This is a genomic window from Desulfatiglans parachlorophenolica (assembly GCF_055394735.1).
Window position 1 is genome coordinate 5,598,051 of the sequence record NZ_AP042460.1, and the last position, 23,618, is coordinate 5,621,668.

Annotated in this window: 25 protein-coding genes and 3 pseudogenes; 7 read left to right on the top strand and 21 right to left on the bottom strand. The window is 48.9% G+C overall.

Features of this window, described 5'->3' with window-relative positions; genetic code table 11:
• The first annotated feature begins 956 nt into the window (after nt 1-956).
• Nucleotides 957-1,334 carry a hypothetical protein gene (locus ACZ500_RS25975; RefSeq protein WP_464230337.1) on the top strand — a complete coding sequence of 126 codons (378 nt, stop codon included), beginning with the start codon at nt 957-959 and terminating at the stop codon, nt 1,332-1,334.
• 152 nt (nt 1,335-1,486) lie between these two features.
• Here ACZ500_RS25975 and ACZ500_RS25980 read toward each other — a convergent pair whose 3' ends face one another.
• The 8 genes from ACZ500_RS25980 to ACZ500_RS26015 form a co-directional block, all read right to left on the bottom strand.
• On the bottom strand, nt 1,487-1,990 hold the full coding sequence (locus ACZ500_RS25980) for a hypothetical protein (protein WP_464230338.1): 504 nt from the start codon (nt 1,988-1,990) through the stop codon (nt 1,487-1,489).
• A gap of 43 nt (nt 1,991-2,033) precedes the next feature.
• Entirely contained in the window at nt 2,034-3,599 is a 1,566-nt protein-coding gene (locus ACZ500_RS25985; protein WP_464230339.1) for an ISKra4 family transposase, read from the bottom strand.
• Between the two features lie 6 nt (nt 3,600-3,605).
• Entirely contained in the window at nt 3,606-4,508 is a 903-nt protein-coding gene (locus ACZ500_RS25990) for a DUF4338 domain-containing protein (protein ID WP_464230340.1), read from the bottom strand.
• 692 nt (nt 4,509-5,200) lie between these two features.
• Complete coding sequence (locus tag ACZ500_RS25995; RefSeq protein ID WP_464230341.1) at nt 5,201-6,073, bottom strand: hypothetical protein; 873 nt, start codon at nt 6,071-6,073, stop codon at nt 5,201-5,203.
• Nucleotides 6,074-6,123: 50 nt separating this feature from the next.
• Entirely contained in the window at nt 6,124-7,077 is a 954-nt protein-coding gene (locus ACZ500_RS26000; RefSeq protein WP_464230342.1) for a glycosyltransferase, read from the bottom strand.
• 77 nt (nt 7,078-7,154) lie between these two features.
• Nucleotides 7,155-7,976: an IS66 family transposase gene (gene tnpC, locus ACZ500_RS26005; RefSeq protein ID WP_464230343.1), complete on the bottom strand. Its 822-nt coding sequence runs from the start codon at nt 7,974-7,976 to the stop codon at nt 7,155-7,157.
• Nucleotides 7,897-8,556 (bottom strand): DUF6444 domain-containing protein, encoded by a 660-nt coding sequence (locus tag ACZ500_RS26010; protein ID WP_464230344.1) that lies wholly within the window; start codon nt 8,554-8,556, stop codon nt 7,897-7,899. Before ACZ500_RS26010 ends, tnpC begins: the two co-directional genes overlap by 80 nt.
• Nucleotides 8,549-9,424 carry a Druantia anti-phage system protein DruA gene (locus tag ACZ500_RS26015; RefSeq protein WP_464230345.1) on the bottom strand — a complete coding sequence of 292 codons (876 nt, stop codon included), beginning with the start codon at nt 9,422-9,424 and terminating at the stop codon, nt 8,549-8,551. The genes ACZ500_RS26010 and ACZ500_RS26015 overlap by 8 nt, the downstream gene beginning before the upstream one ends.
• Nucleotides 9,425-9,728: 304 nt before the next feature.
• Between ACZ500_RS26015 and ACZ500_RS26020 the strand changes: the two genes are divergently transcribed.
• The 3 genes from ACZ500_RS26020 (at nt 9,729) to ACZ500_RS26030 (ending at nt 10,962) form a co-directional block, all read left to right on the top strand.
• Entirely contained in the window at nt 9,729-9,881 is a 153-nt protein-coding gene (locus ACZ500_RS26020) for a hypothetical protein (RefSeq protein ID WP_464230347.1), read from the top strand.
• A gap of 108 nt (nt 9,882-9,989) precedes the next feature.
• Entirely contained in the window at nt 9,990-10,184 is a 195-nt protein-coding gene (locus tag ACZ500_RS26025) for a hypothetical protein (RefSeq protein ID WP_464230348.1), read from the top strand.
• On the top strand, nt 10,147-10,962 hold the full coding sequence (locus ACZ500_RS26030; RefSeq protein WP_464230349.1) for a reverse transcriptase domain-containing protein: 816 nt from the start codon (nt 10,147-10,149) through the stop codon (nt 10,960-10,962). Before ACZ500_RS26025 ends, ACZ500_RS26030 begins: the two co-directional genes overlap by 38 nt.
• Nucleotides 10,963-11,193: 231 nt before the next feature.
• Here the strand turns inward: ACZ500_RS26030 and ACZ500_RS26035 are convergent, their stop codons facing one another.
• From ACZ500_RS26035 to ACZ500_RS26055, 5 genes and pseudogenes are all read right to left on the bottom strand, one after another.
• Nucleotides 11,194-11,388 carry a hypothetical protein gene (locus tag ACZ500_RS26035; protein ID WP_464230350.1) on the bottom strand — a complete coding sequence of 65 codons (195 nt, stop codon included), beginning with the start codon at nt 11,386-11,388 and terminating at the stop codon, nt 11,194-11,196.
• Between the two features lie 77 nt (nt 11,389-11,465).
• The gene (locus ACZ500_RS26040) at nt 11,466-11,696 is read right to left on the bottom strand and encodes a GxxExxY protein (RefSeq protein ID WP_464230351.1); all 231 of its coding nucleotides are present in this window, start codon (nt 11,694-11,696) and stop codon (nt 11,466-11,468) included.
• A 28-nt stretch (nt 11,697-11,724) separates the two neighbouring features.
• The gene (locus ACZ500_RS26045; RefSeq protein WP_464230352.1) at nt 11,725-12,615 is read right to left on the bottom strand and encodes an FkbM family methyltransferase; all 891 of its coding nucleotides are present in this window, start codon (nt 12,613-12,615) and stop codon (nt 11,725-11,727) included.
• A gap of 691 nt (nt 12,616-13,306) precedes the next feature.
• Nucleotides 13,307-13,519: pseudogene (locus ACZ500_RS26050) on the bottom strand (integrase core domain-containing protein); the annotation flags it as partial.
• 181 nt (nt 13,520-13,700) lie between these two features.
• The gene (locus ACZ500_RS26055; RefSeq protein WP_464230353.1) at nt 13,701-14,645 is read right to left on the bottom strand and encodes a stealth family protein; all 945 of its coding nucleotides are present in this window, start codon (nt 14,643-14,645) and stop codon (nt 13,701-13,703) included.
• Nucleotides 14,646-15,042: 397 nt separating this feature from the next.
• Between ACZ500_RS26055 and ACZ500_RS26060 the strand changes: the two genes are divergently transcribed.
• On the top strand, nt 15,043-15,243 hold the full coding sequence (locus tag ACZ500_RS26060; protein WP_464233125.1) for a DUF4372 domain-containing protein: 201 nt from the start codon (nt 15,043-15,045) through the stop codon (nt 15,241-15,243).
• Here the strand turns inward: ACZ500_RS26060 and ACZ500_RS26065 are convergent.
• Nucleotides 15,223-16,161: a glycosyltransferase gene (locus tag ACZ500_RS26065; RefSeq protein ID WP_464230354.1), complete on the bottom strand. Its 939-nt coding sequence runs from the start codon at nt 16,159-16,161 to the stop codon at nt 15,223-15,225. The genes ACZ500_RS26060 and ACZ500_RS26065 overlap by 21 nt on opposite strands.
• A gap of 364 nt (nt 16,162-16,525) precedes the next feature.
• Here ACZ500_RS26065 and ACZ500_RS26070 point away from each other — a divergent pair.
• A pseudogene (locus ACZ500_RS26070) lies at nt 16,526-17,862 on the top strand (IS701 family transposase).
• A gap of 133 nt (nt 17,863-17,995) precedes the next feature.
• On the opposite strand, the gene ACZ500_RS26075 reads toward ACZ500_RS26070, so the two are convergent.
• A complete protein-coding gene (locus ACZ500_RS26075; protein WP_464230355.1) occupies nt 17,996-18,163 on the bottom strand; it encodes a hypothetical protein in 168 nt (55 codons plus the stop codon).
• A gap of 442 nt (nt 18,164-18,605) precedes the next feature.
• Between ACZ500_RS26075 and ACZ500_RS26080 the strand changes: the two are divergent.
• A pseudogene (locus ACZ500_RS26080) lies at nt 18,606-19,443 on the top strand (IS5 family transposase).
• A 330-nt stretch (nt 19,444-19,773) separates the two neighbouring features.
• Here ACZ500_RS26080 and ACZ500_RS26085 read toward each other — a convergent pair.
• The 6 genes from ACZ500_RS26085 to ACZ500_RS26110 form a co-directional block, all read right to left on the bottom strand.
• On the bottom strand, nt 19,774-19,950 hold the full coding sequence (locus ACZ500_RS26085) for a hypothetical protein (RefSeq protein ID WP_464230356.1): 177 nt from the start codon (nt 19,948-19,950) through the stop codon (nt 19,774-19,776).
• A 483-nt stretch (nt 19,951-20,433) separates the two neighbouring features.
• Complete coding sequence (locus ACZ500_RS26090; protein ID WP_464230357.1) at nt 20,434-21,168, bottom strand: hypothetical protein; 735 nt, start codon at nt 21,166-21,168, stop codon at nt 20,434-20,436.
• 76 nt (nt 21,169-21,244) lie between these two features.
• Nucleotides 21,245-21,622, bottom strand: a complete 378-nt coding sequence (locus ACZ500_RS26095) for a hypothetical protein (RefSeq protein WP_464230358.1) — start codon at nt 21,620-21,622, stop codon at nt 21,245-21,247.
• Entirely contained in the window at nt 21,610-21,756 is a 147-nt protein-coding gene (locus ACZ500_RS26100) for a hypothetical protein (RefSeq protein ID WP_464230359.1), read from the bottom strand. Before ACZ500_RS26100 ends, ACZ500_RS26095 begins: the two co-directional genes overlap by 13 nt.
• Before the next feature lie 116 nt (nt 21,757-21,872).
• Nucleotides 21,873-22,865 (bottom strand): glycosyltransferase, encoded by a 993-nt coding sequence (locus ACZ500_RS26105; RefSeq protein WP_464230360.1) that lies wholly within the window; start codon nt 22,863-22,865, stop codon nt 21,873-21,875.
• A 24-nt stretch (nt 22,866-22,889) separates the two neighbouring features.
• Complete coding sequence (locus tag ACZ500_RS26110) at nt 22,890-23,510, bottom strand: methionine biosynthesis protein MetW (protein ID WP_464230361.1); 621 nt, start codon at nt 23,508-23,510, stop codon at nt 22,890-22,892.
• Nucleotides 23,511-23,618 lie beyond the last annotated feature (108 nt).

The window sequence follows — 23,618 nt, forward strand, 5'->3', positions numbered from 1 at the left end:
ACGCTCACGTCCAGAAAAAAAATTTTCTCCGAAGTGTTCCAGTGAGAGGTTGTTTATCAATAAGCCACAGTTTGATTCGTATAAACGGAATGTAATTTGCGGTATAATATATGGGGAAAGTAAAATTCCGAAAAAAATGCAAAAATAAAATTTGTACTTGAATTTGGATGCCTTGGGGTAAAGTAAATACAGTGTCAAATACGAAATTAACTGTAGTAATGCGCTGCGAGAACTAATTTTATAAAGTGCTAAAAAGAGCATTGAAATGATTATTAAATATTGCCATTTTTTATATTGAAAGAACAGTTGCGTGCTGATAAATATTATGACTAAAATAACGCCTGCATTGTTCGGGCTTATAAATTCTGATGAACGTATTTCTTGACTAAAAATAATTACTGTAATTATTATTGGAATAATTGAATAGCGCGTTATTCTAGACAGAGCATTTATAAAAATAGATGGAAGAGGATAAACTAATATTAGTATATTGTAAAGTATTGCAAGAGAGAAGAAGTAAAATATTGGTTCTATGGGTTGGGATTTTAAAAAAGTAACTAGAAATGACCAAATTAAAGCAAAAAGCCAGGTTAGTATTAATGCAAATGTGATATGAGGGACTTTTAATTTTGTTTGCGAGAAAATGATTAATGATATTGTTAGATTCAAATAGACGCTTATGAGAAAAATTTTAGTAATTGCGCCTGAAATCGGTCTTATGTAGATGATGAAGGAAGCAAATAGGTATATTAATGCTGTTACATAGACATAACACAAATTCGATGTGAAAAAATTTCTTTTAAAATTTCTATTTAAAATGAGCATTTGTGCCCTTCGGGCGAGGGGAATTAACACGCGTGGCTGGGAAGTTATCGGTGGGTGTCAAGGCAATGTCATTGACTTAAGCTATGGGCTTGTAGGCCATAGCGGCAATTTTCAGTTTCGGCCCCCTCATTTTGGGATTTTTCCGGCTTGGTCGAATACTCGATAATGACATACCGAGGAGGGAGAGGAGGCTTCGAAGGATTTTGGTGATGTGTCGCCGGGTAAAGAGGAGCACGACATTGTTTTTCATAGTAGGAAAGCAGATAGGTGAAGTTGACCTGCTACCTGAGCCGTTCGGAATGGTTTTTGGCCTGCTCCTAAATAAGATCTCGAACTGGATGAACGATCATGGCAGTCAGGTTGGCTGTCAAGACTCTGGCGTGGAAATCTTGGAGGACAGCGAGGGAAGATTTTCCCGAAAAGTTCTGGATTTGGATGCGGCATTTGAAATGGCTGTAGGCGGTTTCCACAGACCAGCGCTTTTGGTGTACAGGTGTACAGCTCTTTGAGCTCAGCGAAAGGAAATTGGCGCCTGTCGAGGAGGGAAGTCAACAGAACGTCCTTTACCCTGTTTTTCAATGTGAACCGGAGGACGCGAACTTTCAGGGGGCTGGTACTCAAATTCTTCTCTTGGCAGAATTTTATGGCGGCGGGAGACGGTTTAAGGGTAACGATAGCCTCGCGCTTTCCGGAGCAGAGGAATTCCCTGACAAGATCTGAATCCTTTTTCATCCGACAAAGGAATTGAGAACCCGGGTTGAGGATCAGGGCAAAAAAACCAGTATGCGGGGTGTCCCCGGTCCAGAAGAAGAAGGTCGCCTTCACCGGTATTCTGCACGTGTTTAGCGGCTAATGAGCGTTCACCTTCCGCTTTAGGAACAATGAGTGCATGAACGGTGATGCGATTCAAGACGTCGTGGAGCAACGAAACGCTGTCGAATGGGCAGGTCGGGTTTTGGCGGGATGCCAAACGCCAAAGAACTTTCTGGTCTGTTCGTTTGCAGGGACACGCAAGGTAGATCCGTCGACAGCCAGCAGACGAAATCTCATCCAACGGCGAACAGGAAAGGAGCGATAAAAGTAAAGAGAGCAGTTTCTGATTTAGATCAAGAAAAGCCTCAAAAGAAATTGGGTGCGGCTCTTTTAGAACGACTTTGAGCAGCATTTTTCATCGTATGTTATCAAACATTTGAACAGAAAGATTTCCCTTATTTAATGATCTTCAGATGACTACGACTACGTTCTGGAGCGTGTGTTGGCTTGATTGTGGGGGGGACGATGCCACCGGCGTAAAGGCTTCGATGGTTTCTTTCATACTCCTGTACTTCATGAAATTCCCAGTACTCATCAAAATCGTGGCTGGAGCGCAATGCACGGAGACGCAACACGGCCTCGGCCCCGTTCAAGCTCCATCGGGCGCCAGTCACTTCCATGCGATCTTTGACCAGATGACGACAAGCGCCTTCAATGACTCCCGTAGCAATGGGAAATCCTTGAGCAAGGTAATCGTTGTATTTCAGATAGAGTCCATAGGTGAGCAGGTAATTGGCGCAGACATCGACGGGTTTGCGTTCTGGCGGGGTAAAGTCTCGCAATGTGGCGCTGCGGCGTATGCCTCCTGCAACATACCCGGCCTTTCCCCGCAGGATTTCAAGAAGCCGCACGCGAACCCAATTTTCCAGCTTTTCACCGGACTCGGAGTGAAACGCCCTGCTCGCACTCCAAAGATACTCTGTTACATGAACGAAATCGAGAATGATGGTCAGATCGATACCTCTCTCTTTGGCTATGCGGCGCAGGAGGCGAATCTGGGTCTTATTGCCGTCAACCAGTGCCACCCACTTCTTTCGATGCCCGGGATCGCGACAAGCTGCCTCCTCGAACGCTTTTTCGATCACCTCTTCCGGGGTCTTCTCCAGACTCGCCCAAACCCGTTTTCTCTCAGGCCGGGGGCGAGGCAGCTCGACACGTTCAGAGTCGGTTTCGGGAACCAGGTCCTCCGGTTTACGCACAAAGGGCGCAATCGTGTAAACGGCGGCCACAGTAGCCATGCGCTTGGCGTTTTTCTTCTCCCCCTTGGAAAGCCTCGCGCCCATCTTGTGCTTACGCGCCTTGGCGGCCTTACGGGTTTGCTCTCGAAGATCCTCCGTCCGCATCACTACCCCTTTGCCATCGACGCTTATCACCATAATCGAGTCATTTTCTTCAACCACTGCCGATTGTGCTTGACGGGTCTCGTAAAAAGCATCGAAGTCCTGGGCTGCAAGCCTGACCAGTTCCTCGATCTGACGCTTCGGGACATGACCTCCAGTGATTTTACCGATGCTCTCGAAGGTCTCGTCGAAGGAACTCCTTGCAGCTTCTTCTGCCACACGGCGGCTCAGTTCAAGGGAATACTTTTTGTCGGGCAAATTGAGCTCGGCATCCAGCGGATGCAGACTACGGTTCCCCTCCTGGCCGTAGCCCGCGCGTTTTATCGAGACCGTGCCGAAAATCGTCTCGAACTCTCGCTTCTGAAGCCTCGCCCGCGGCCGCTTGACGCCATCGGAGCCCTGAACGGGTTGTGCACTTTCTCCAGGACCCCGGGATTCCAAATGCTCCTGCAAGAGTTTGCGCATCCGTTCCCGACCCATCTTCTCGAGCTCCCGTTCAATCTCACTATGGGTCATCGAGCGAACCTCCTCGGAATCCAGGCGCCCAACCATTTCTTCAAACCCCTGCCTCGACTGCTCATAAAAGCGCTCCCGGGACGACAATATGGCCAATGCATTCATCGTCCCTTACCCTCCGAAGCCGTCTCGGAGCCTTATCGCTGCATCCTTGACAAGTGGGTAGACCATCACGGTTTTCACTTCCGCTCCATGACGCTGATGGGCGCGGTCCATCCGGCCTCGACCACTGGTTTCCCCCAGAACGATAAAGTTGGCGGCCCGGTAACACCCTCCGTGAAACCGTTCCCGGTCCACCAGCGTTTCCACCAGCCAGGGATCGATCCCATAATGATCCCGCCAGTCCTTTCGCAGTCGCCGAAGCACGCAGGAGAGCAACGCACTGGCCAGATTGCGTATTCTTGGCAGCACCAACAGCCGGCTGTTGTTCACAATCTGTTGAAGACTTCGCTCCCGTGCCGCATCGTCCCAGCCGATCCATCGATCCCTGACCCTCATCCGCCAGGCCGGGCTGGAAAACTGTACGCATCCGACCACTTGCCGTCCTGGCTTCATCACGTAGACCAGGTATTGAAGCCTCGCCCCGAACGGCATGGCATATCCCAGGTAGTGGTGCCGGCTCACAAGATCCTTGAAAAGACTGCGCTGTTTCTGGCTCTTCACCGCCTCCACATCCAAGGGCAAAAACGACTCCACACTCCCCGCCAGTCCAGACCATGGTTGCTCGCCTGTCTGGGGCGCAATGTGCCGCCTCGTGCCTTTCTTCGGTCCAATCTGCCGAGCTTCCGGAAGTTTCAAAAACCCCTGGCCTTCCAGCCGTTCCAAAAAGTCCAAACATTCGCAAGCTTTCAGTCCGCCATTGGCTCGGCGCCACTCCAGCAACTCGCACACTGTATGCGAGAGTTCGGTTCGGCTGATTCCTGCACAGGTCTCGACCACTTCTTGCATCAAAAAAAGCTCTTCGCGCGTAAACTCCCGACCACAGAATCGCTGATTGTCTATTGCGGTGATCATCCCAGTCCTCCTTTACCATTTTTCCATAACAAAGAAATGGGGCAAAGTCCAGCAAAAAATGATCATCTCCGCAAAAAAGTGCTTTCATCGTTGTCCCGAGCTATTGCCCTTGGGAGATCTAGAAAAAAGGGTATATCGTCTCCCCGATATGCTATTTCATCCACAAACAACCAATGCCTAGGCTTGCACAGTGCCTAACTCGCTATGATTGTTATTTTTTAGCGTGGTTCCAAAAGAGCCGCACCCATATTTTTTAGAACATCGTACTGTTATAACTTGATGGTATTGTGAAAACGAGTTTAAACCAACATCTTCAGGGTCGTCAAAGAACAGTATGATATGGTCAACACCTATATTCGTATGGCAATTTACAAATAGATGTAGCTGTTTAATGGGTGCTTTGACTGTCGAGATTTTACCTATCGAATCCATAACCCGGTTTCCATTATGCGAAAAGATTTATATCGTCATATATAGTTGCATTACCCAAGATGCTCGCCGGCAATATGCAGACAGATAATCTGAGTAAAACGTCAGCGCAAATATTACCTCACGGCGCACTCAGCCTACACGAGATAAAGATGAATCGCCTTGAGACCCACCGCCACCGAAACCGTTGAAACGCTTATATGCGCAATTTGAAGCGTTACTTAGTACTAGGGAAATCGGATAAATATTTTCGCCAAATGATGCTAATCGCCAGCCGATGTTATTTCGCGCGTTTCAGCCAAGATATTTTTTTTTATATCAAAGTACTCCATTGCTGCGTTTATTTGTCGATCATTGCCATTCTGCCTCCAGTTTACCGTACTCAATGCCGGGGTTTGATTCATACATCGAATCGGCCAAAACCAGGCACCTCCGATGCAACGGTGTGGTACGCCTAAATTTCGTGATACAGCCCAAAACCAAATATCATCACACGTGGGACAAATCTTCAATGCCTTTTCAGCATCGCATAAATCATCAGTAGGTATCAAGTTAGCAGGGTAGTATATTCCGCCCACACCGGTTAAAAGTGTTTTTGTTCCAGGAGTACACGAGGTCGGTCTGACCCATTTAACATAGGGGATCAGTTCAGAACCATTTGACAAAATTTCCCTACCCGTGGTGCCGATAACCGTTTGCGGAAAGCTATTGGCCTCCATTAACAATCGCTTCAAAAAATTTCTTTTATAAACTACATCATCGTCGATCGTTATAATCGCATAGTCAGGGAATTTGCTCCGAACTGGAATTAATTTTTTATAGCTACGCAAATCATCACGAATCCACAGGATAGAAAGCCCCCTTGCAGTTTGCTTTATTATTTTTTTCGGTAGCTTACGATCGGGAAACTGTTCTTCTGCTAAAACAAGTACAAGCATATCAGCCTTTAGACTCTGACGAAGAATGCTTTCTATCGGGATCCAAGCATATTTAATGCGAGCAGGAAAACTTGTAAGACTTACGATCACATTTCTTGCAATAGGTCGATTTACGATAGGATAATAAGGCAACTTAAATCGTGTAATTAGAAGAAACTCGTGTACCTCATGAATGACTTGCAGCAGGAGCCGACGCAAACTCAGAAAAAACGGGATCCTTTTTAGTGTGCTTTTTATTATCAAAGTCCTTAAATCTTATATTTTATTCGGTTTTTAAAGTAAACGAAGGTAAATCTGTTAGCAAATTTGCTGGGAAAACCTTTAGTAAGTTTTTTGAAAATATCAAAATCAGACAAAATTTTAGCAAAGTATATGATTGCGGTTTTGTAATAGCCAAAATTGATCGATGAGTAAAACCGAGAAATCAACAGATCTGAATAACTTTGACTAACTAATCGTGTGACAGGTGGTAATTGCACGCGATTTCCAACCCGTGCTACATGCTCATTGATTGTGTCGATTCGCCTTAACATCGCTTCAGAAATGTCTTCGCCGTGAGTCGAACTCTTGCTATGCTTACGAAAATTTAACAAAATTTCGTTAATATTCCCCAATTTGCCAACTTCAGATAACCTTAAGTAGAGATCTAAATCCTCACCAAATTTATATTTATCCCGATAACCGCCAACTAAATGAAGAGCTTCTGTGCGAATTATAACTGTTGGATGAAAAATAGACCCACCCCGACCTGTGAGCAGCTCATTGTAAATATCATCATGATTAATATGATTGCTAGAGACTGCAAATGGTTGCCCGCTTTCATCGATGAATCTCACTTGGGTACCGCTGACGACAATTTCAGGATGCATATTCATAAAGGCTAGTTGCCTTTCAATGCGATGAGTATACGCAATGTCATCTCCATCCATCCGGATCAGATATGGCGAGATGACCTTGGCACCATATTCGGAAAGAACAGCACCTAAGTTTCCATGATTAGATTCAAACACTTTAATCCGGAAGTCATGCAAAGAGAATCTTCGCGCGATTTCTAATGTATTATCTGTGGACTTATCAATAATTAGCCATAATTTCCAACGTTTTTCGGATTGCTTGATGAGGGAATTTAAGGAGTCACCAAGATATTTCTCTTCGTTGTGCGCACTTAAAATAATAGTAGCAAGGCAATTTGTACCATTCATAAGACTATACTCTGTAGCGTGATCGCCTTCTCTTTTCACGGTTTGCCAATATTTTGTAAGCGATCACAGGATCTGGATCAGGCGGTGGATTGAGCGATCCAGGCGAGGTCGGGTTCCTGACCCCGGAAGTAGGCGCGCAGGGCATCGACAAGGACGGGGAAGGTTGTTTTTTTCTGCAGGCGGCATGTCTGCCTGAGTGAGAGGATACGCTCCACCCAGCGGTTGCCTTTTTCACTGGACGTACCCTGGCTGGATTTACGCCACAGCACGGCGAATCGAAGCATCCGCTCGGCATGATTGTTCGTGGGATCCACCCCCTGCTCCGAGAGGAACGTCCAAAGGCTTTCGATCTCCCTGCGAAGACGGCGTGCAAATCTGCCGGCATCATCCTTGCGCTTCTCATGAAGGGTGATCAAGCGGATCAAACGAGCATAAAAGGCCTGCCACTCTCCGACGGAGGGGGGAGCGTTGGCCATATGGCATAGTCGTTGGAGTTCATGGGTTGCCCACAGACCGAAACATTTTATGTCCGGGTCTTTCCTTTCGGAGAGTTCCTTGGCCTTGCGGATCAGATGAGCAAGGCAGGTCTGCCGCAGTCCGACCCATTTGCGGTACACGCCGTATCCGTCCGAGACCAGGATGCCGGTCCAGTCCTTGATCAGGGCTTCGAAGGCTTCCTTCGAACGGTTGGAATGGATCATGAAGAAAGCCACTGCTGGCCCCGCCATGACCCACAGCCATTGCAGGAAGCCGTTGAGGCGGTGGCTGGTCTCGTCGATGTGGTTGACCGGCGCCTGCCTGGCTGCTTGGCCGATCGTTTCATAGTGGAGTTGGATCGCGGCCGAGGCCCGATCGATGATCTTCTGGATGGCGCTCAGGCTGATATGGAACCCAAGCACCGAAGCGCAGAAGGTTTGAATCGTTGAGCGGCTGTCTGCCTCCGGTGCCCGCCATCTCGGCGATCATGGCTGAAAGCCTGGGACCGTAGCCTGTCCGATGTTCTTTGGGGACGGTGGCCTTTTGCATCTTGCCGCAGACCGGGCACCTGCCTCGGTGCAGTTCGAAGTGCATGACCTCGAGCTCGATCGGGGGCAGTTCGATGACTTGGTGCGTATAATACGATTCGGTTTCGGGGAACTCGCGGTTGCCGCAGGTGCAGATTTCCGGAAGGATGACTCGGGTTTCCTTCGGCGGGAGCATCTCCTGCCGGTGCCCCGGATGGCTCAGTTTCCGTCGATCGGTGTCTTTCTTTTTCTTCCCGGATTTTTTCTTTTTGAAGGGCGGATCCGAGGACGGCGGCCGATCCGAGTTGGAGGAATCCTTGTTCAGACGCGCTTCGAGGTGTTCGATCCGTTTTCGGAACTCGCTTTTTTCCTCCGCAAGGGCGAGGATGATCTGGATGAGCACGGAGCGCGGGACATCCTGCAGCCCCTCTTCGGTCAAGGCGATGCCTTCGGGAAAAAGAGGCGTTTCAGCCATGGAGCGCCTCGCGGAAACGCTTGCCAAGCGGGTAGAGGTAGACCGCCTTGACCGGTTCCATGCAGCGGTTATAGCGGTCGTAGCGTCCACGCCCCTTGGTCAGTCCTGCATAGACCCAGTTGGCCGCCCGGTAGCAGGTGCCCTGGAACCGGGTGGTGTCCACGAAGGTTTCGAGCAAGGCAACGGGATGGCGGTAAAACGCCTGCCAGTCCCCGGGAAGCATCCGGATGTTGGCGCTCAGAAGCTTCGAGGCCAAGTGTTCCACCGAAACCCAGCCCGGAATCAGGAACCGGACGTTATTGACGACCTTGTAGAGGTTCGCTTCCCTGGTAGGAGGCTCCCAACCGATGAACCGGTCGCGGCACTCCACCTTCCAGGACGCTGAGCCCCAACCGAGGCAAGCCACCAGGTGTCCATCCAGGTAGGCCAGGTACTTCAAGTATGCACCGACGATTCGGGGGCGCCCCAGGTAATGGTATTTGTCGACCAGGTGATCCCACAGGCCTTCATTCGGGGTGCGCCGGACCATCTCGATTTTCAAAGAGCCAAACTCGGAGACCGTTCCGTGAATCTCCGAGGTGTCGTAGCTATAGCTGCGTCGAACAGCCTTGCGGGGCTTCCGATGATTCGTTGTGGACAAAGACGGGGGGAGGTTGACGAGCTTTTTTTCTTGGAGCTTGAGCAGCAGCGCACGGCAGGCCATCCCTTTGATCTGCCCGTTCGGCTGCCGCCAGTCCCAGTGCTCACACAGCACTCGGGAAATGGCGGTTCGACCGCGTTCCCAATACCGGGAGATGGTATCGCGGATAAACGAGAGGTCTTCCTCTCTGATCTGACGGCCGCGAACTTGATACAGGGTCTCTGCCAAGGTGCTGTTCCCTCCTGGGAAGGCACCCTAGCAAAATTTAGCCTCGGACGCCAGGGAAAAATGCACCCCCTGTGATCAAATACAACTGATCTGCATGAGAAGAAAATGGCGATAGACAAAGAAATCAGCAGACAAGCCTGGATCGAGAGGAACGGAGGAATCCGATGCCTTCTTGAAACTTGAGAACGAAACCCAGTGGGTGAAAGCCCCACACGGCCAAAGCCTAGCCAGCAGGCCGCAAGGCGAGTCTTGGGCGTGTCTCACCCACATTGACACAGAGGAAATGGCGAAAGAGGCTCCGGATATGGCAATGAACCTTTCCCACTATATGGATCTGGAGTGGTTCATGGAAGCGTACCGCAAGACCCGCAAGGATGGTGCCCTCGGAATAGATGGACAGACAGCAAAGGACTATGAAGAAAGTCTGGAAGAGAATCTCCGGAGTCTGATGGACTGAGCGAAGTCTGGCAGGTACCGGGCGCCGGCTGTCAAGCGGGTACACATCCCGAAGGATGCAAAGGGCAAAGAAACACGCCCGATCGGGATCCCGACTTTTGAAGATAAGGTGCTTCAAAGGGCGGTGGCGATGGCTCTCGAACCAGTCTATGAGCAGGACTTCCTGGACTGCTCCTATGGATTCAGACCGGGTCGGTCTGCTCACCAGGCCATAAAGACAATCAGGGGAGGCCTGATGGAGATGGGAGGCGGGTATATCATTAGATTTGGATATCCGCAAGTACTTCGACGCCATCGATCATAGTCAGTTGCAGGAGATTTTTCGCCGACGGGTACGCGATGGAGTGTTTGTGCGTCTCATCGGAAAGTGGCTGAATGCCGGCGTGATGGAGCAGCATCAGATCACGTATCCAGAAAGTGGGGTTCCACAGGGAGGAGTGATCTCCCCGTGTCTCAGCAACGTCTACCTTCACGAAGTGCTGGATAAATGGTTCGAGACAACGGTGAAGCCCCGCATGAGAGGGAAAGCCTTCATGGTGTGGTTCGCGGATGATGCCCTGCTGGTATTCGAATGCCAGGAGGATGCGGAACGCGTGATGGCGGTACTTCCGAAAAGATTCGGCAAGTATAGGCTGAAGCTCCACCCGGAAAAGACCCGAACATTGAATTTCCGGCGGCCACATGATGGAGACGGCGTAGGGAAAAAGGAGACATTTAACTTTCTTGGGTTTACACACTTCTGGGCAAAATCCCGGCGGGGCTTTTGGATCATCAAGCGAAAGACAGCAAAAGACAGGTTGGCAAGGTCCCTTAAACGCTTATCTGTCTGGCTGCGCAGGGTGCGCCACTGGCCTATAGCAGAGCAGCATAAAATGCTGAACTCAAAGATGCGCGGGCACATTCAGTACTTCGGGATCAAGGGCAATACACCTGCTCTCAGCAGGTTTATCTTCCTGGCCCGAGAGATCTGGCACAAGTGGCTTGGTCGACGATCCCATAAGGCTAAACGGAAATGGGATTGGTTCAACGAATTAGCGAAGCGGTTTCCGCTTCCTAAATCCACCGTCACCCACCAGTGCTGAGGTCGCGTAGCAAAACCATGACCTGCGGAGCCGGATGCGTCAGTCGTGTATGTCCGGATCTGTGGGAATCCCGGGTCGGAAACGGCCCGGGATCACCCGGCCTCGCCTTGACTATCTTGTGCCCTATAGCCCGTAGCTTAACCATATTGAAAGGGTCTGGAAATTGACCCGCCGCCTGAAAACCCATAACCGGTATTTTGCAGCCTTGGAAGAGTTGGCCAAATCGGTATTTCAGCAATTCTGCCACTGGTATGATCCTAACCAGTGTCCATCCGGAAATGATTTTCCTATAGAACCCGGTTTCCATTCCGGAAATGAGGATTTTTGGCCAATATCAAGGAAATCAAGCGTTTGCGCGGAGGCGACCTGGTGGTCGCCGCACAAGCAAACGTGCAGATTGACGCCGAGATTGGCCAAAAAGACCATTTCCGGATGGAAACTAACCAAACGCTTTGGCGTCTATAGGCAATTATTTAGGACGCTCTGTATAGATGTTTCTCTGATTATGCACTCAGATTTGCCTTAGCTAGATCAATACTCATGGCTTTGTGGTACATATTCTCAAAAAAGCCAAATCTAAACGTGTTGTAAACCGCGTATGCGCAGTGGATCACTTTGGGTGTTAAATTTTCGAGTTTCATATTACCGTTTTTAACAGGATTAATAGGATCAAGCGGATTATAAGGATTAGTAAAGTTGGGAAGCAGGCCGTTCGTGCTTTTTTTACTGATCATTTTGCCTACTGTTTCAACCGAACTCTCCTTATTCTCTGATCAGAACGCCATTGCATGCGAGTCTTTGCCTCATGTCTTTATCCAACGCATCCGGCGCACAGAAATAATTGCACAGATTCAGATCTGAATGGATTTCAATATCGTCGACTCTTGACAATCTGACGGAGGGACCCGACAGGATGCGGTACATCCGATAGTTCATTGCTTTCATAAGAGATACGATCTGGTCTGATTTTGTCTTTCGGATGATATTCCGGGCTACGGAGATGTCATAGATGGGCAGTATTTCGACGACAATGAAGGGTCTCGTTTTAGCTAGCGTGTCACGCAACCCCAGGAGGACGTCCAACTCACTGCCCTCTACGTCTATCTTGACCATTGAAATGGAATCAATTGCCAGGTCTTCAAAGACCTTATCACCGTTCAATAGCGAGACACATTTTACACGGTCATGGAATTCCTCGCTCCGGAAATCTTCCAAAATGGTTGCTGCCGATCCATAATTTGTTTTGATCCATAGCCTTCCAACCCCGCAACTTTGAGCCAAGCCAGAGGAAACAAGGTATGCATTTTGGATCCGGTTCAACCAAATAATCCGTTCAGCGAATGCAATTGCATCTGGATTTGGATCGAAGCCGATATAGCCGTTATCTGCCTTCAGTTTGACATATTTTATCAAGGTCTGCCCGATATTTACCCCCACGTCTACAAAGAAGCCTGAATCGCAGGGCAAACAGCACGACATCAACGTGTCCAGCCAGGTTTCCTTTTCGATCAGGTTTTGTATGCCGAACCCCTCAATTATGGGAAGCCGAATTTTGCCCCCCCTTCTCCCGAAATCGGCACACAGAACCAAATTCAATCTGCTCAGGAGGCCCAATTTTCTGAGCACTCTCAAAATGAATATCCTCAGTTTCATAAAGGTCATCGTCATCATGTGTTTATTGAGCTACCTGAAAGCAAATTAAATATCAATGAAAGATTTCTCAAGAATCATCTTATGGTCAAAACCTATTCGTATATTGTTTGTAATTGCTCAATATGTCTTTGAATCGAGAAATTCTCTATACCCCATTTCATGGCGGCCTCACCCAATCGCTTTCATTTTTCAGAATGGTCTATCAAGTATTGGATATTTTGGACTAAATCACTTACATCTTTCGTCTTACACAATAGAGCAGACTTGCCGTTGTCGGTGATCTGCTGAAAGAGGGGCAGATCATTGGTCCATCCGGTTTTTGCGTATTTGAGGGTTGGAAAAAGTGGACGAAGACAGTTTCCTTTCTGGTGAACGGCAATTCGCGAAGAAGGAGGAAGCCGATCATGTCCACGAGTCTTTTGTAGCATGTGTGCAACGTCAAAGGCTATGACTACGTCAGAACAAAATACCAGGAAGGGGCTGTGATTTTCACTGTGCGACCGAAACCATTCGAACGGAGAAGTGAGGTGGACCCCAAGTACGGGACCATTTTCTTCGAGATTTAAGGTGTAAGAACCCCAATTTCACTCCGACTGTTGGTTAGTTGGGGCTTGGCCTCGCCTCGCGGAGCCTTGCGGAGCTCAGGCGAGGCGTGGCCAAGCCCGGCTGCGGCTTACTGTACCCCAGCCCATCACGTTGCCATCCTGAACAGCGGTGTTTGATAGTAGACCTCTGCCGGGATCCGGCCGTTCAGCCCCTGGTGCGGCCGGCGGTTGTTGTAGAACTCGAAGTAGTCCCTAAGACCGTCGATCAGGTCCGCTACCGTCTCGTATTCCCTGATGTAAATATTCTCATACTTCGGCGAGCGCCATAGACTCTCGACCAGGATATTGTCTGTCGTACGGAACGCTTAGCTGAGGTAAGGACCGGATATTCCGCCCCGATACCCTGGCCATGGTGGGAAACGTAACGGACGATCCATGGTCGTTTTTGGAGTTAGTTGTCTACGCATCCAGTTATCTGTCAATAACATGGTGACACTAGCGAACCCTGAAACTCCTGTCTGCATATGAAAAATCGAATGGTTATAATAAGGAGGATAAAAAATCGATACATAATTCGTATGCATTGGGTGTGAATTTGTCTAGAGATTGAATACAGAGATGCTTGATATGAAAATTTTTCTTTATTGCATCAAATACTGAAGTCAATCTGTCGAACGACAAATGCGGAGAGAGATATTCCCAATCTGGAGGATGTTGTATGGCTTGACCCGACCTTAATGCGAGATTGAGAATATATCCGATGGGCCAGATCTGCCGGTCGTTACGAAAACGGTACTGAATGGCATTTCGTAGAAGATTGTCGTCCTGAAAACATTTTATAAACTTTTGCACTTGTAAGGAATGAGGCGTGTGGGCTAGTCGGAAGTAGCGATAATGGGGCAGTAAAATGCTTTCAGCCCTTTTGCCGACAAGCGCGTGCAATCCTTGTGTGTGAAAGAGATAAATTCGCATCTTGCGCTCGAGGTAAGCGAAATAGCGATTTTTCCATGTCCAGAAGCCCCGCGCCATGTTCATTCCATTAAGGAAATAGTCATGCGGCTCCACTGGGCGAATGATGAAACAATCATCATTGAAATAAATGAATGATGGAGAAAGATTGGGAATGCGGTGAAGCATCGCCTCGATTGAGTTGCTGTTGAAAGTTGGTAAATATTCTTCATAACCTCGAAAGATCTCACGGTGATCTATAAGTGTGATTCCCAGTTTTCCTTGTGTAGGATCATCTAACCAGGAAGGTTTCTGATCATCCGTGAGTAGAAAGATAGTGCCTAGCCATGGGGCGTGTTTTCGCGCCAAGTTGATCGAATACCAAAGTTCTCCACAATCGCTATAGCGCGTGTCAGAGGCGGCCTGAGGTAACGTGCCTGGTATCTTGAGCTCTCTGTAATGTTGTAGCCGTTTTTCAACGTGTTTTGGATCATTTCCGTTGACCCACGTATATACGGCATCAAAAATTGGTTTCAAAGATTTTTTCCCAAGGTTGCGAATTTAAATTTTCTAAATTCAGAACAGAGGTTGTAAGAAATTTAAAAAAGACTTCTTAAGGTTGCCACCTGTAGGCGCTCTCAGGTATCTGGATATTGAAATCAGGTCAGTAGTGTCCGGTTAAGGTCTATCGAAAATTGATTTTCCCAAGTATTTGTGACCCTTGGATGTCGATGGAGTCGCCGAAAACATTCAAATTCGGAAAACTGTGAATTTGCCCATTTGGACCAAACGAAATGGGCCCGAATCATCCATTGTATGTCATGAGTAAGCTTCGCCATAAACACTTAAAGGAAAGGAAATTCAGACCTTAACATATCATAACACAATCCTTAATCAACTGCTTCACCTTATCGACAGACAAGACTTTTCGCGTATTGAGAAAGAAGGCTTCGGCCCGCAGCGCAGATACTGCCATTTTGACCGTTGGGGACAGTTCGTGGTGATGATGTATGGCCAAATCACCGGTAGAGGCAGCTTGACGGATATCGCTCAGCTGTTTCGGTACAGTAGAGTGCATAACCAGAATATATTATTATGTTATGGAAAATTTGAGCTAAGAAGAAGGAAGCTTTAGGTGAACGAAGGATCTAAAATGAGTTTTAATCCGTTTGATTACTTTCATAATGTGTGGGAAAGGGGATAATATAGCGATAATAGACGTATGTAGTATAGTAGAGATGAAGTATCCAAGCGAAAGATTCTTTTTCCAGGTGTTGTAAAACGTAATTACTGCTCGAAATTCAGGAATATTGCGAGCATCCTTAATGATGCGTTTACAAGCCCGTTCTGTAATTTCTTTATCGAAAAATTTTTGATGTTTGCTAATAAAATAAAGACTGGCATTTATATTTGATGTATTGCCCATACGGTCAGTTCCAGATTCATCAAGATATGCCGTTGGGGTATCTAGAAATCCAATAGCTGAACGGAGGCTAGCTCTAATGATAAAGTCCCAGTCTTGATGCTTTTCAAGATGATTATCAAACATGATAGAGCGAATAAATGTTTTGCTTCCAACAAACGTAGATGTACGAATTAAACCATTTTCAATGAACAAATACTTAGCTATCTCGAATTGATTTTTGGGAGTATTTTTAGGTAGTGTCGCTACTTTTGTGTCAGAAGCAATGCTATAAAATTTTCCAAAAAGGAAAGAAACTTGCTGTTTTCCCATCTCTATTAGACTAAGCTTTATATGTTCAGTATGCCAGTAATCATCTGAGTCCAGAAAAGCAAGGATATCACCATTAGAAATTTTAATTCCTTGGTTTCTGCAAAATGCCGCATTTTTTTGTTCATTATTACGGATGAATACGGTTCTTTCTTGCAATCTGCCTGGTATATAATTTTTTATCTGAAATTTTGAAAAGTCATCAATAACTATTATTTCATGAACGTGATAGCTTTGAGCATATATACTTTCAAGAGCGCGTACTAATAAACTAACACGGTTACGGCATGGAATTATGGCAGTAATTGTATTTGTAAGCATTGATTTAAGTGAAATCGATTATAGATTTTGAATAATGTGCTAACAGCACGTTGAAGAAAATTTGGATTTCAGGTGTGAAATATTTTTGCACTGAAGTTTCCCAGTTTTTTTCGGGCGGGCAGCTGACCGGCGCCGCCGGACGCCCTGAGTCATAACTCGGCGTAAATAAAAAACAGTGTAAAAACAGGCAGTTAGAAAAAATCGACGGGTCCGTAAGCTATTGAAATTATTGAATATATCGAGGTGCCGTTTTTGCTGAAAAGCTGTTTTTATCAATGTTTACGGTGCTTTAAACTTGAACGCGAGGTCCAATCGTGGTATGTTTGTTCGACCAAAAACAACGGTACCACGAAAGGAACCTCGCATGTTTATCCTACACGACATCCTCGCAAAGCTCAAAGATCAATTCGCCGATTCCCGAAAAGCCGACGAACGCGGCATCTGGTTCGTCTACACCATCGTGGCGATCATCATCCCGTTTACCGGCTCGAAAACATCCCATATTCGCCGATGCCTCACAACCCTTTTCGGCTTCGGACTCATTGCCAAGAAACGCTTCTACACCTTCATGGCCTCACCGAAGATCCCGTGGCAGCGGCTGTGGCCAGAGCACTCTGGAACATCATCCCCGAGCCGTTAACCGAAGGCCGGTTGCTGCTGGCCCTCGACGACTACATAAACCCGAAAACAGGGCGCAAGATTTTCGCGTGCGCCAAGACCTTTGACCATGCCGCCAAACAGAACCAGACCAAATACCCCTGGGCACAGAACGTTGTGGCCGTCGGCCTGTTGAAGATCATAAAGGGGCGCTGGGCTTGTCTGCCGCTGAGCTGGCGGTTCTATCATATGAAAAAGAACATCGAGAAGATCAACCGTGCGCAAAACCGGGTCAGGATCGAATTTGAGACCAAACTCGGCCAGGCCGTATCCATGATCGGACAAATCGCCACAGTGTTCAGTCACGCTCCCGTTACGGTGGTTGCCGACTCATGGTTCGGCAATAACGGCCTCTACCGGCCGCTGCACAAAAGTCTCGGCCCGCGCTTGAGCCTGATATCGCGACTGCGCTCCAACAGCAATCTCTTCGCGCAGCCCGCTCAGCGTCAGCACAAGATGCGCGGCAGACCGGCCAAGTATGGCACAAAGCTGGGCGCGGCATCGATGCTGGCCGGCAAGTTCAAAGCGCTTGCCCGCCCCTACGAGGTCAACCTGTACGGGCGGGTGCGAACCGTTATCGCCTATGAGCGCCAAGGGATGCTCAAAACGATCAAATGCGCGGTCAAGGTGGTATGGGTCTATCGGGGCAACCACTACGTGGCCCTGTTTTCAACCGACACAAGCCTTTGCCTCCAACAGATCATCGAGTACTATGGCGCCAGGTGGAAAATCGAAGCTGCTTTCAAAGAGCTCGAGCGCGATATCGGAAGTGCCGAGACGCAAACCCGGCATCCGGATGCTGTCAGCAACCATCTGCACTTTTGCATGATGGCCGCTTGCGTGGCTTGGGTCTACGCGAGCCGAATGGAGAAGACCCCGGCCCGGCGACACATTGTGGAGGGCCCCAAGCATTTCGCCTTCTCCGGTGTGCGAAGATCGGTTGCTCAAGCCGCGGCGGATGATAATCTCGGTTCACTTTTCTCGGTGCCGTGTAAATCCAGGCTAAATTCCCTTGTGGATGCCCTGCGGCGCATGGCGGCGTGAGCATTTTCAGGAAACTTCAGTTTTTGCAAACGGGGCATGTTTAAGCGGCAAATTGTAGCCTTTTGTTAGATTCGTGGTTATTCCGGGGACAGAGCTTTACAAGAGAAAGCATTACGAGTTCCCAAAAAACACCTTAGGTTGTTTCCATCCGGAAATGAATTCCCGGTAGAACCCAGTTTCCAATCCGAAATGAAGATTTTTGGCCAATATCAAGGAAATCAAGCGTTTGCGCGGAGGCGACCTGTAGGTCACCGCACAAGCAAATGCGCAGATTGACGCCGAGATTGGCCAAAAAGACCATTTCCGGATGGAAACTAGGTTAGAAAATTGGTCTTCTACCCTTCCTGTCAGGAAGGAGGCAAGACCATGGGTACAGATCTCGTCATTCGTGGCAGACCAGATCGGATCGAAAAAACTGCATCAGATCCGATCGGTTATGCCCGGACAATGGACCCAGGGTCGTGTGGCCACTTCCAGATTCAAGTACCCATGCTGGTACATCCACATCCAAACGTGCGCTTTGACGCCAAGCACCCGAGGTAGGAGCCCAGTGCGGCAGTTCCGCACGCTGGGATATGTGGGGGGCCATCCGAAAGGATGACCCCTACCGCGGGCGTTGAAACGCTTATATCCGCAATTTTAAGCGTTACTTGATGCTAAGTGCTTATCCGTAAATAAAATTTACTTTTCTCACGACTTTTGCTATCCTGGCAGCCATCTTGAACCGTTGCGATGAAGGCCCTATGACAAAAATTCAGTCGTGGGAAATATCCCATGCCTTTTGGGAAAGGGTTAAACCCCTTGTGCCGGCGCACAAGCGGGATCCACAAAAATCTTACAAGCGCAAAATCGGCGGGGGAAGAAAGCCGATGCCCCCCGGCAGATTTTTGAAGCCATCATATCCGTGCTCAGAACCGGCTGTCACTGGAAAGCGCTTCCCAAGGAACGTTTCGGAAGTTCCAGCGCGATCCGCACCCATTTCATGCGTTGGATGCGCACAGGCTTTTTTGTCTCCTTGTGGAGAGCCGGGCTTGCCGAATACGATGAAATGGAGGGCATCGCCTGGAGTTGGCAAAGCATCGACGGGGCGATGGTCAAGGCTCCCCTGGCGCTGGAACCGGTTGTTCGGAATCCGACCGACAGGGAAAAAAATTGGAACCAAACGCCATCTGCTGGTGGACGGCCGTGGTGTCCCGCTATCTCTCGTCATAACCGGAGCAAACCGGCATGATGTGACCCAATTGGAACTGGTGCTGGAAAAAATTGTCATCGACCGTCCCACCGATATCCAGCAGAATCTGTGCGCGGATAAAGCTTATGATGGCAAACCGGCATTGGAGACCATCGTTGCCCACGGTTATATTCCCCACGTGAAAACACGGGGGGAGGAGCGCCAGGAAAAAAAAGCGCAATCCCGCATGGAAAGCCAGAAGATGGGCGGTTGAAGTGAGTCATTCATGGTTCAATCACTTCCGTAAAATCCTGGTTCGCTATGAGTAGCTCAGCGATACTTACATGGCTTTACTGCATATGGCTGCTGCTATCATCGCCTACCGAAAAGTGGGCATTATTTACGGATAAAATCTTAATCTTTCCCTCCGGTTCGTAAACTCCTGGTCTTCATGTGGGCAACCCCCGTTTCACGGAGCCTGGCGGCAAAACTTCATCCCTGCCGCCCGGTTTTCCGTGGGACTGCCTGCTCTCACGCCCAGCAAAATGATCTGCTTACCGTTCCTGTGAAAAAATTTCTGCAGTCGAAGACCTGCGCCGTCGCGGCCATGCTATCAAAATGGGACGTTTCCATAACCCGTTACTGCCGATGCACCCGATCTTACACCCATGTGCAATCCTGCGCCATGTAGGTAACTCTGACGCTTACAGACCAATCGTCCAAGATAATCAAAAAAAACGTCAGATTATTGTGAAAGACGACAGCGCGGGGCTCATACTACGGCCCTGTTCTTGAGCATCATCCAGTCCTGCAAGGCCCGTGATATTAATCCCTGAGAATACTTCGACGATATGCTCCGCCGCATCATGCGCCACCCGGTCAACCGGCTCCGAGAACTTCTCGCGAATCAGTGGCATCCGTTGCACAAAACGGATGCCAGTCAGGGTGCTTGCACAGAGGTATAACCACCCATCCGGCTCTCTGCCGACAGCCTTAAATTTCAAAGAACATCAACGCCCCGATTTCCCGTTCTGATCGAATCCTATATCGAATCAAACACCCGGGGCAGGTCGGTACCTCGGACGCTTACGAAAAAGCTTTTGCAGCTTGCTCGGTCACGGCCTACTTCTCATCCACCTTCCGGATGAGCCAAGCCCTACCGTCGGGGTGATCTGACCGCCTTCGAAATCGGCCGTAATTTGCTTTTTGATCTGCATTTTCTACAACTGTTGAGGGCGGGCTTACGTGATGGGGTTTCTGCTCGGTCTCGTCCTACTCGTCACGTTCTATACCATGAGGCGGGTCTCACATCCCCGGCGTCCTTATAAGCGCATCGAGACGGGCGGGGTGCACTCCTCGGTGGCGCCGGAGCGTGTGCAGGGCAAGCCCTATCGCCTTGCTCAGCGGAGAAAAACGAAGCGTCTTTTTATCCGTTCCAGCAAACTGTTATGCCCGTCTTCTGTTACATTTAGCCTGTAGTTGCCTGTGGCAAGCTTATTGATGTGTATGGTTTCCATGAATTTTGTTACATTATCTTTTGGTTCATACGAGAAATATGTGCACTGATCAAAAACTTCCGATAGCAATTCTTTTTTCCGTTTATAATCAAAAATCCAAGAATCAGGTTCTAAATAACGATATGAATCTGGATTATATGATAACGATATTTTCTGTTTTCTTAACTGTTTCTTGTATGATTCTCTGTAGGATTTAACATCACGAAAACAGCAAACAACTTCTATTTTTGTAGAATGCTTTGAAAAAAGGTCGATTAATCGTTTATACTCTGTTTCTGTTTTTAACAGATACAGCCCCTCATTTGACCAGATTACTCGGTCGCAATTCTTTTTGCGAGCTTCATTATAGATTCTTTCTATGTCTTCACCTAACTCTATTCCAAGGTTGCTTAAATATTCCACGCCTTTATTTTTAATGATTTCTTCCTTCTTCGGGGAAAAGCGTCCTTCTGCAAGAGCATAAACACTCAATATGAAGTGAGATGGGTTGCTATAACCAGCAATCCTTGATGGTACATACAAACCTTGGTAAGCAAGATCTTTACCGTTATCTTGCAAGAAGCGCTGTATAGATGTTGTTCCAGTCTTATGTTGACCGATATGAATTATTGTCTTCAAATTGATTTTCCTTCCGTATAACTTTCGAAGTACCTGGCCTCGGGGCGCTCCCCGCTGATGGATTGGCTGGTGTTCCTCACGCTCGGTGCCGGGCTGGGGGATTTTTCTCGGCCTTCATGGGCCGCGGGATCCGCGGGGAACTGGCGAGGGGCCGTTCGATCGGGGTTTCTGCCCAGGTCTGGCTGGCCTTAGGGGGCGAAATTTTGTCCGGGTTTGCACCTCGACTCCGGCGCTGAAAGCAGCGGCGTTTCTGGAGCACCGAGGTCGCGGAAGAACACCACCCGCCGCGCGCGATCAAGTGCGTGCCACTGTCCGGAAAGTACCACGCGGATCCGTTGTAGTAGCATCGACAATAGCCGATCAGCCAGCTGCCGGTCGCGCAAAGCCTGACCTTGAGCGCATCCTCGAGCAGCAGCGGCAACAGCTGCGCCGAAGCTAAGCTCAGAGGATGCATCCGCGGTAGCCGACTGTCAGCGGATCGAGCAGGAGGCCGAATTGATCGATGTGCACATGCTTGACGGTTAGCGTCTGGATAGCCGGGATATCGAAGCCGATCGCTAGGCAATTCGTGTCAGCGTGGTTGGGCAAGTGCTCGCTGCTCTGGAGCAGGCCGCAGTCAACCAGCAGGGCTCTGCCGTTGTCGAGGATGAACTAGTGGCAAGAGGTGGAGGCGACGTAGAGGGTGATCTTGGACATTCGTTACATCATCTCCCCACCAAATCCCGAACCGCACTCTTCACTCCGGAAAATCCGGCATAGCCCCCTACCCGCCAAAAGCTAAGCACCGAACCCAAACGCGCGGGAAGCTGTTGCTGTCGAATATCTGCGCGTTGCGCCTGCGCCCGTGCCTGCTGATCCAACCGATCCAGATAGCGCCTTAGATCAGTTGCATAAGGCTCAGGCGCACGCCCCAGCGCCGCTTCGGCGCAACGCCGCACCAGCAACTGCGAAGCCCCAACCGAGCGGCAAGGCGTGGAGGTGCCTGAACCCCGGCCGATCAGTCTCTTGACTCGCCCCTTCCAATGCTCGGCCCGGACGTGCCAGCGCGTCACGCGCGTGGTACGGTTCACGATCCACTGCGACTCGTTCTTGCCATGGCGCCGGTAATATTGTAGCACTTCCGGCACGATACGGCGGCGCCCCATGCCGTAAGCGATACGCACGAGGCAATCATCATGCGCAGGAAATTCTTCGGGAATAGGGAGACACAAATCCAACAGATCGCGCTTGACCGCCGCGCAGCAACCCATGACGAAACGGGACTCCTTGAAGCCCGCTGAGCGGATCTGGCCGAGCTTGGTCAGGCCCGTGTCGACGAGATCCGCATACGTCAGCGCCGCGTCGTTCATCACAATTAAAGCCTGCGTATCTTCCCCCGCGACCGCAGCCATGCGCTCGATCTTCTCGGAGAACCAGACATCGTCCTGATCGCTTAAAAAGACCAGATCGCCCGTGGTTCTTAGTAGGGCTTGGTTGAAGTTTCCGCAATAGCCGTAGTTGCGGTCGTTGCGGTGGATGATAACCTTGAAGGGCGCAATCTTGGCGAAATTTTCGAGGATCTGAACGGTGTTGTCGGTTGAGCAGTCGTCGGTGACGATCAGTTCCTCGGGTAGGCGGGGTTGGGAGACGAAACTGTCGAGTTGGGCCTGGAGGTGCTCGGCGCCATTGTAGGTCGCCATGGCGATAGAAATGTTCATGAGGTCAATTCTAACACATTCCAGTTAACGCAGCTTCAGTCGTACGACATATTGATAAACAAAGTAGGGCTTTAACGGCCAAAAACAAAAAAACGAAGATAAACGATTAATTCTCGCATCCGGCTTGTCAACTATCCGAAGGTTGCAAACAATATCTTCAATGACGAGTCCCGAGTCCGTCGCTAGCTCACGAATTGATCTTAGAGTAAAAAAATGGAGGTGGGTTTTGTCAAACAAGCCTCGATCCCGTTGAGGCCAAACACCAATCAGCAAATTTTTTATCGCCGTCCAGTGTTGAACATTAGGCAGAGATATGATGATTTCCGCATCATCATCGGCTGCCTTTAGAACTTCGGTCAAGAGACGGACAGGGTTCTTGGTGTGCTCCAGTACATCAGCGAGAATTATCAAATCAAATTTTATACCATTAAACAAACCAAAATCCAATCGGTCCAAATCAACTGCAAACAATTGATCAACCCGTTTAGCGGCTGCCCGGGAAAAATTTTCATCTAACTCCAACCCTACAGTGAAATCGGCTCCTAGTTCACTTCTTATATACTCAAGAACTATGCCATTACTACAGCCAACATCAAGCACATTAATCGGACGAGATGAAATCAATCCGATCACATCTTTTCGCAAAACCGTATACGAGGCTGTTCTCTGATTATTCACTGAGTTAAAAATCCTGATTTCACTGCTGTCCAAATTGGGCGGGGAGTCAAACTCCACCCCCTGAAAACATTGAAA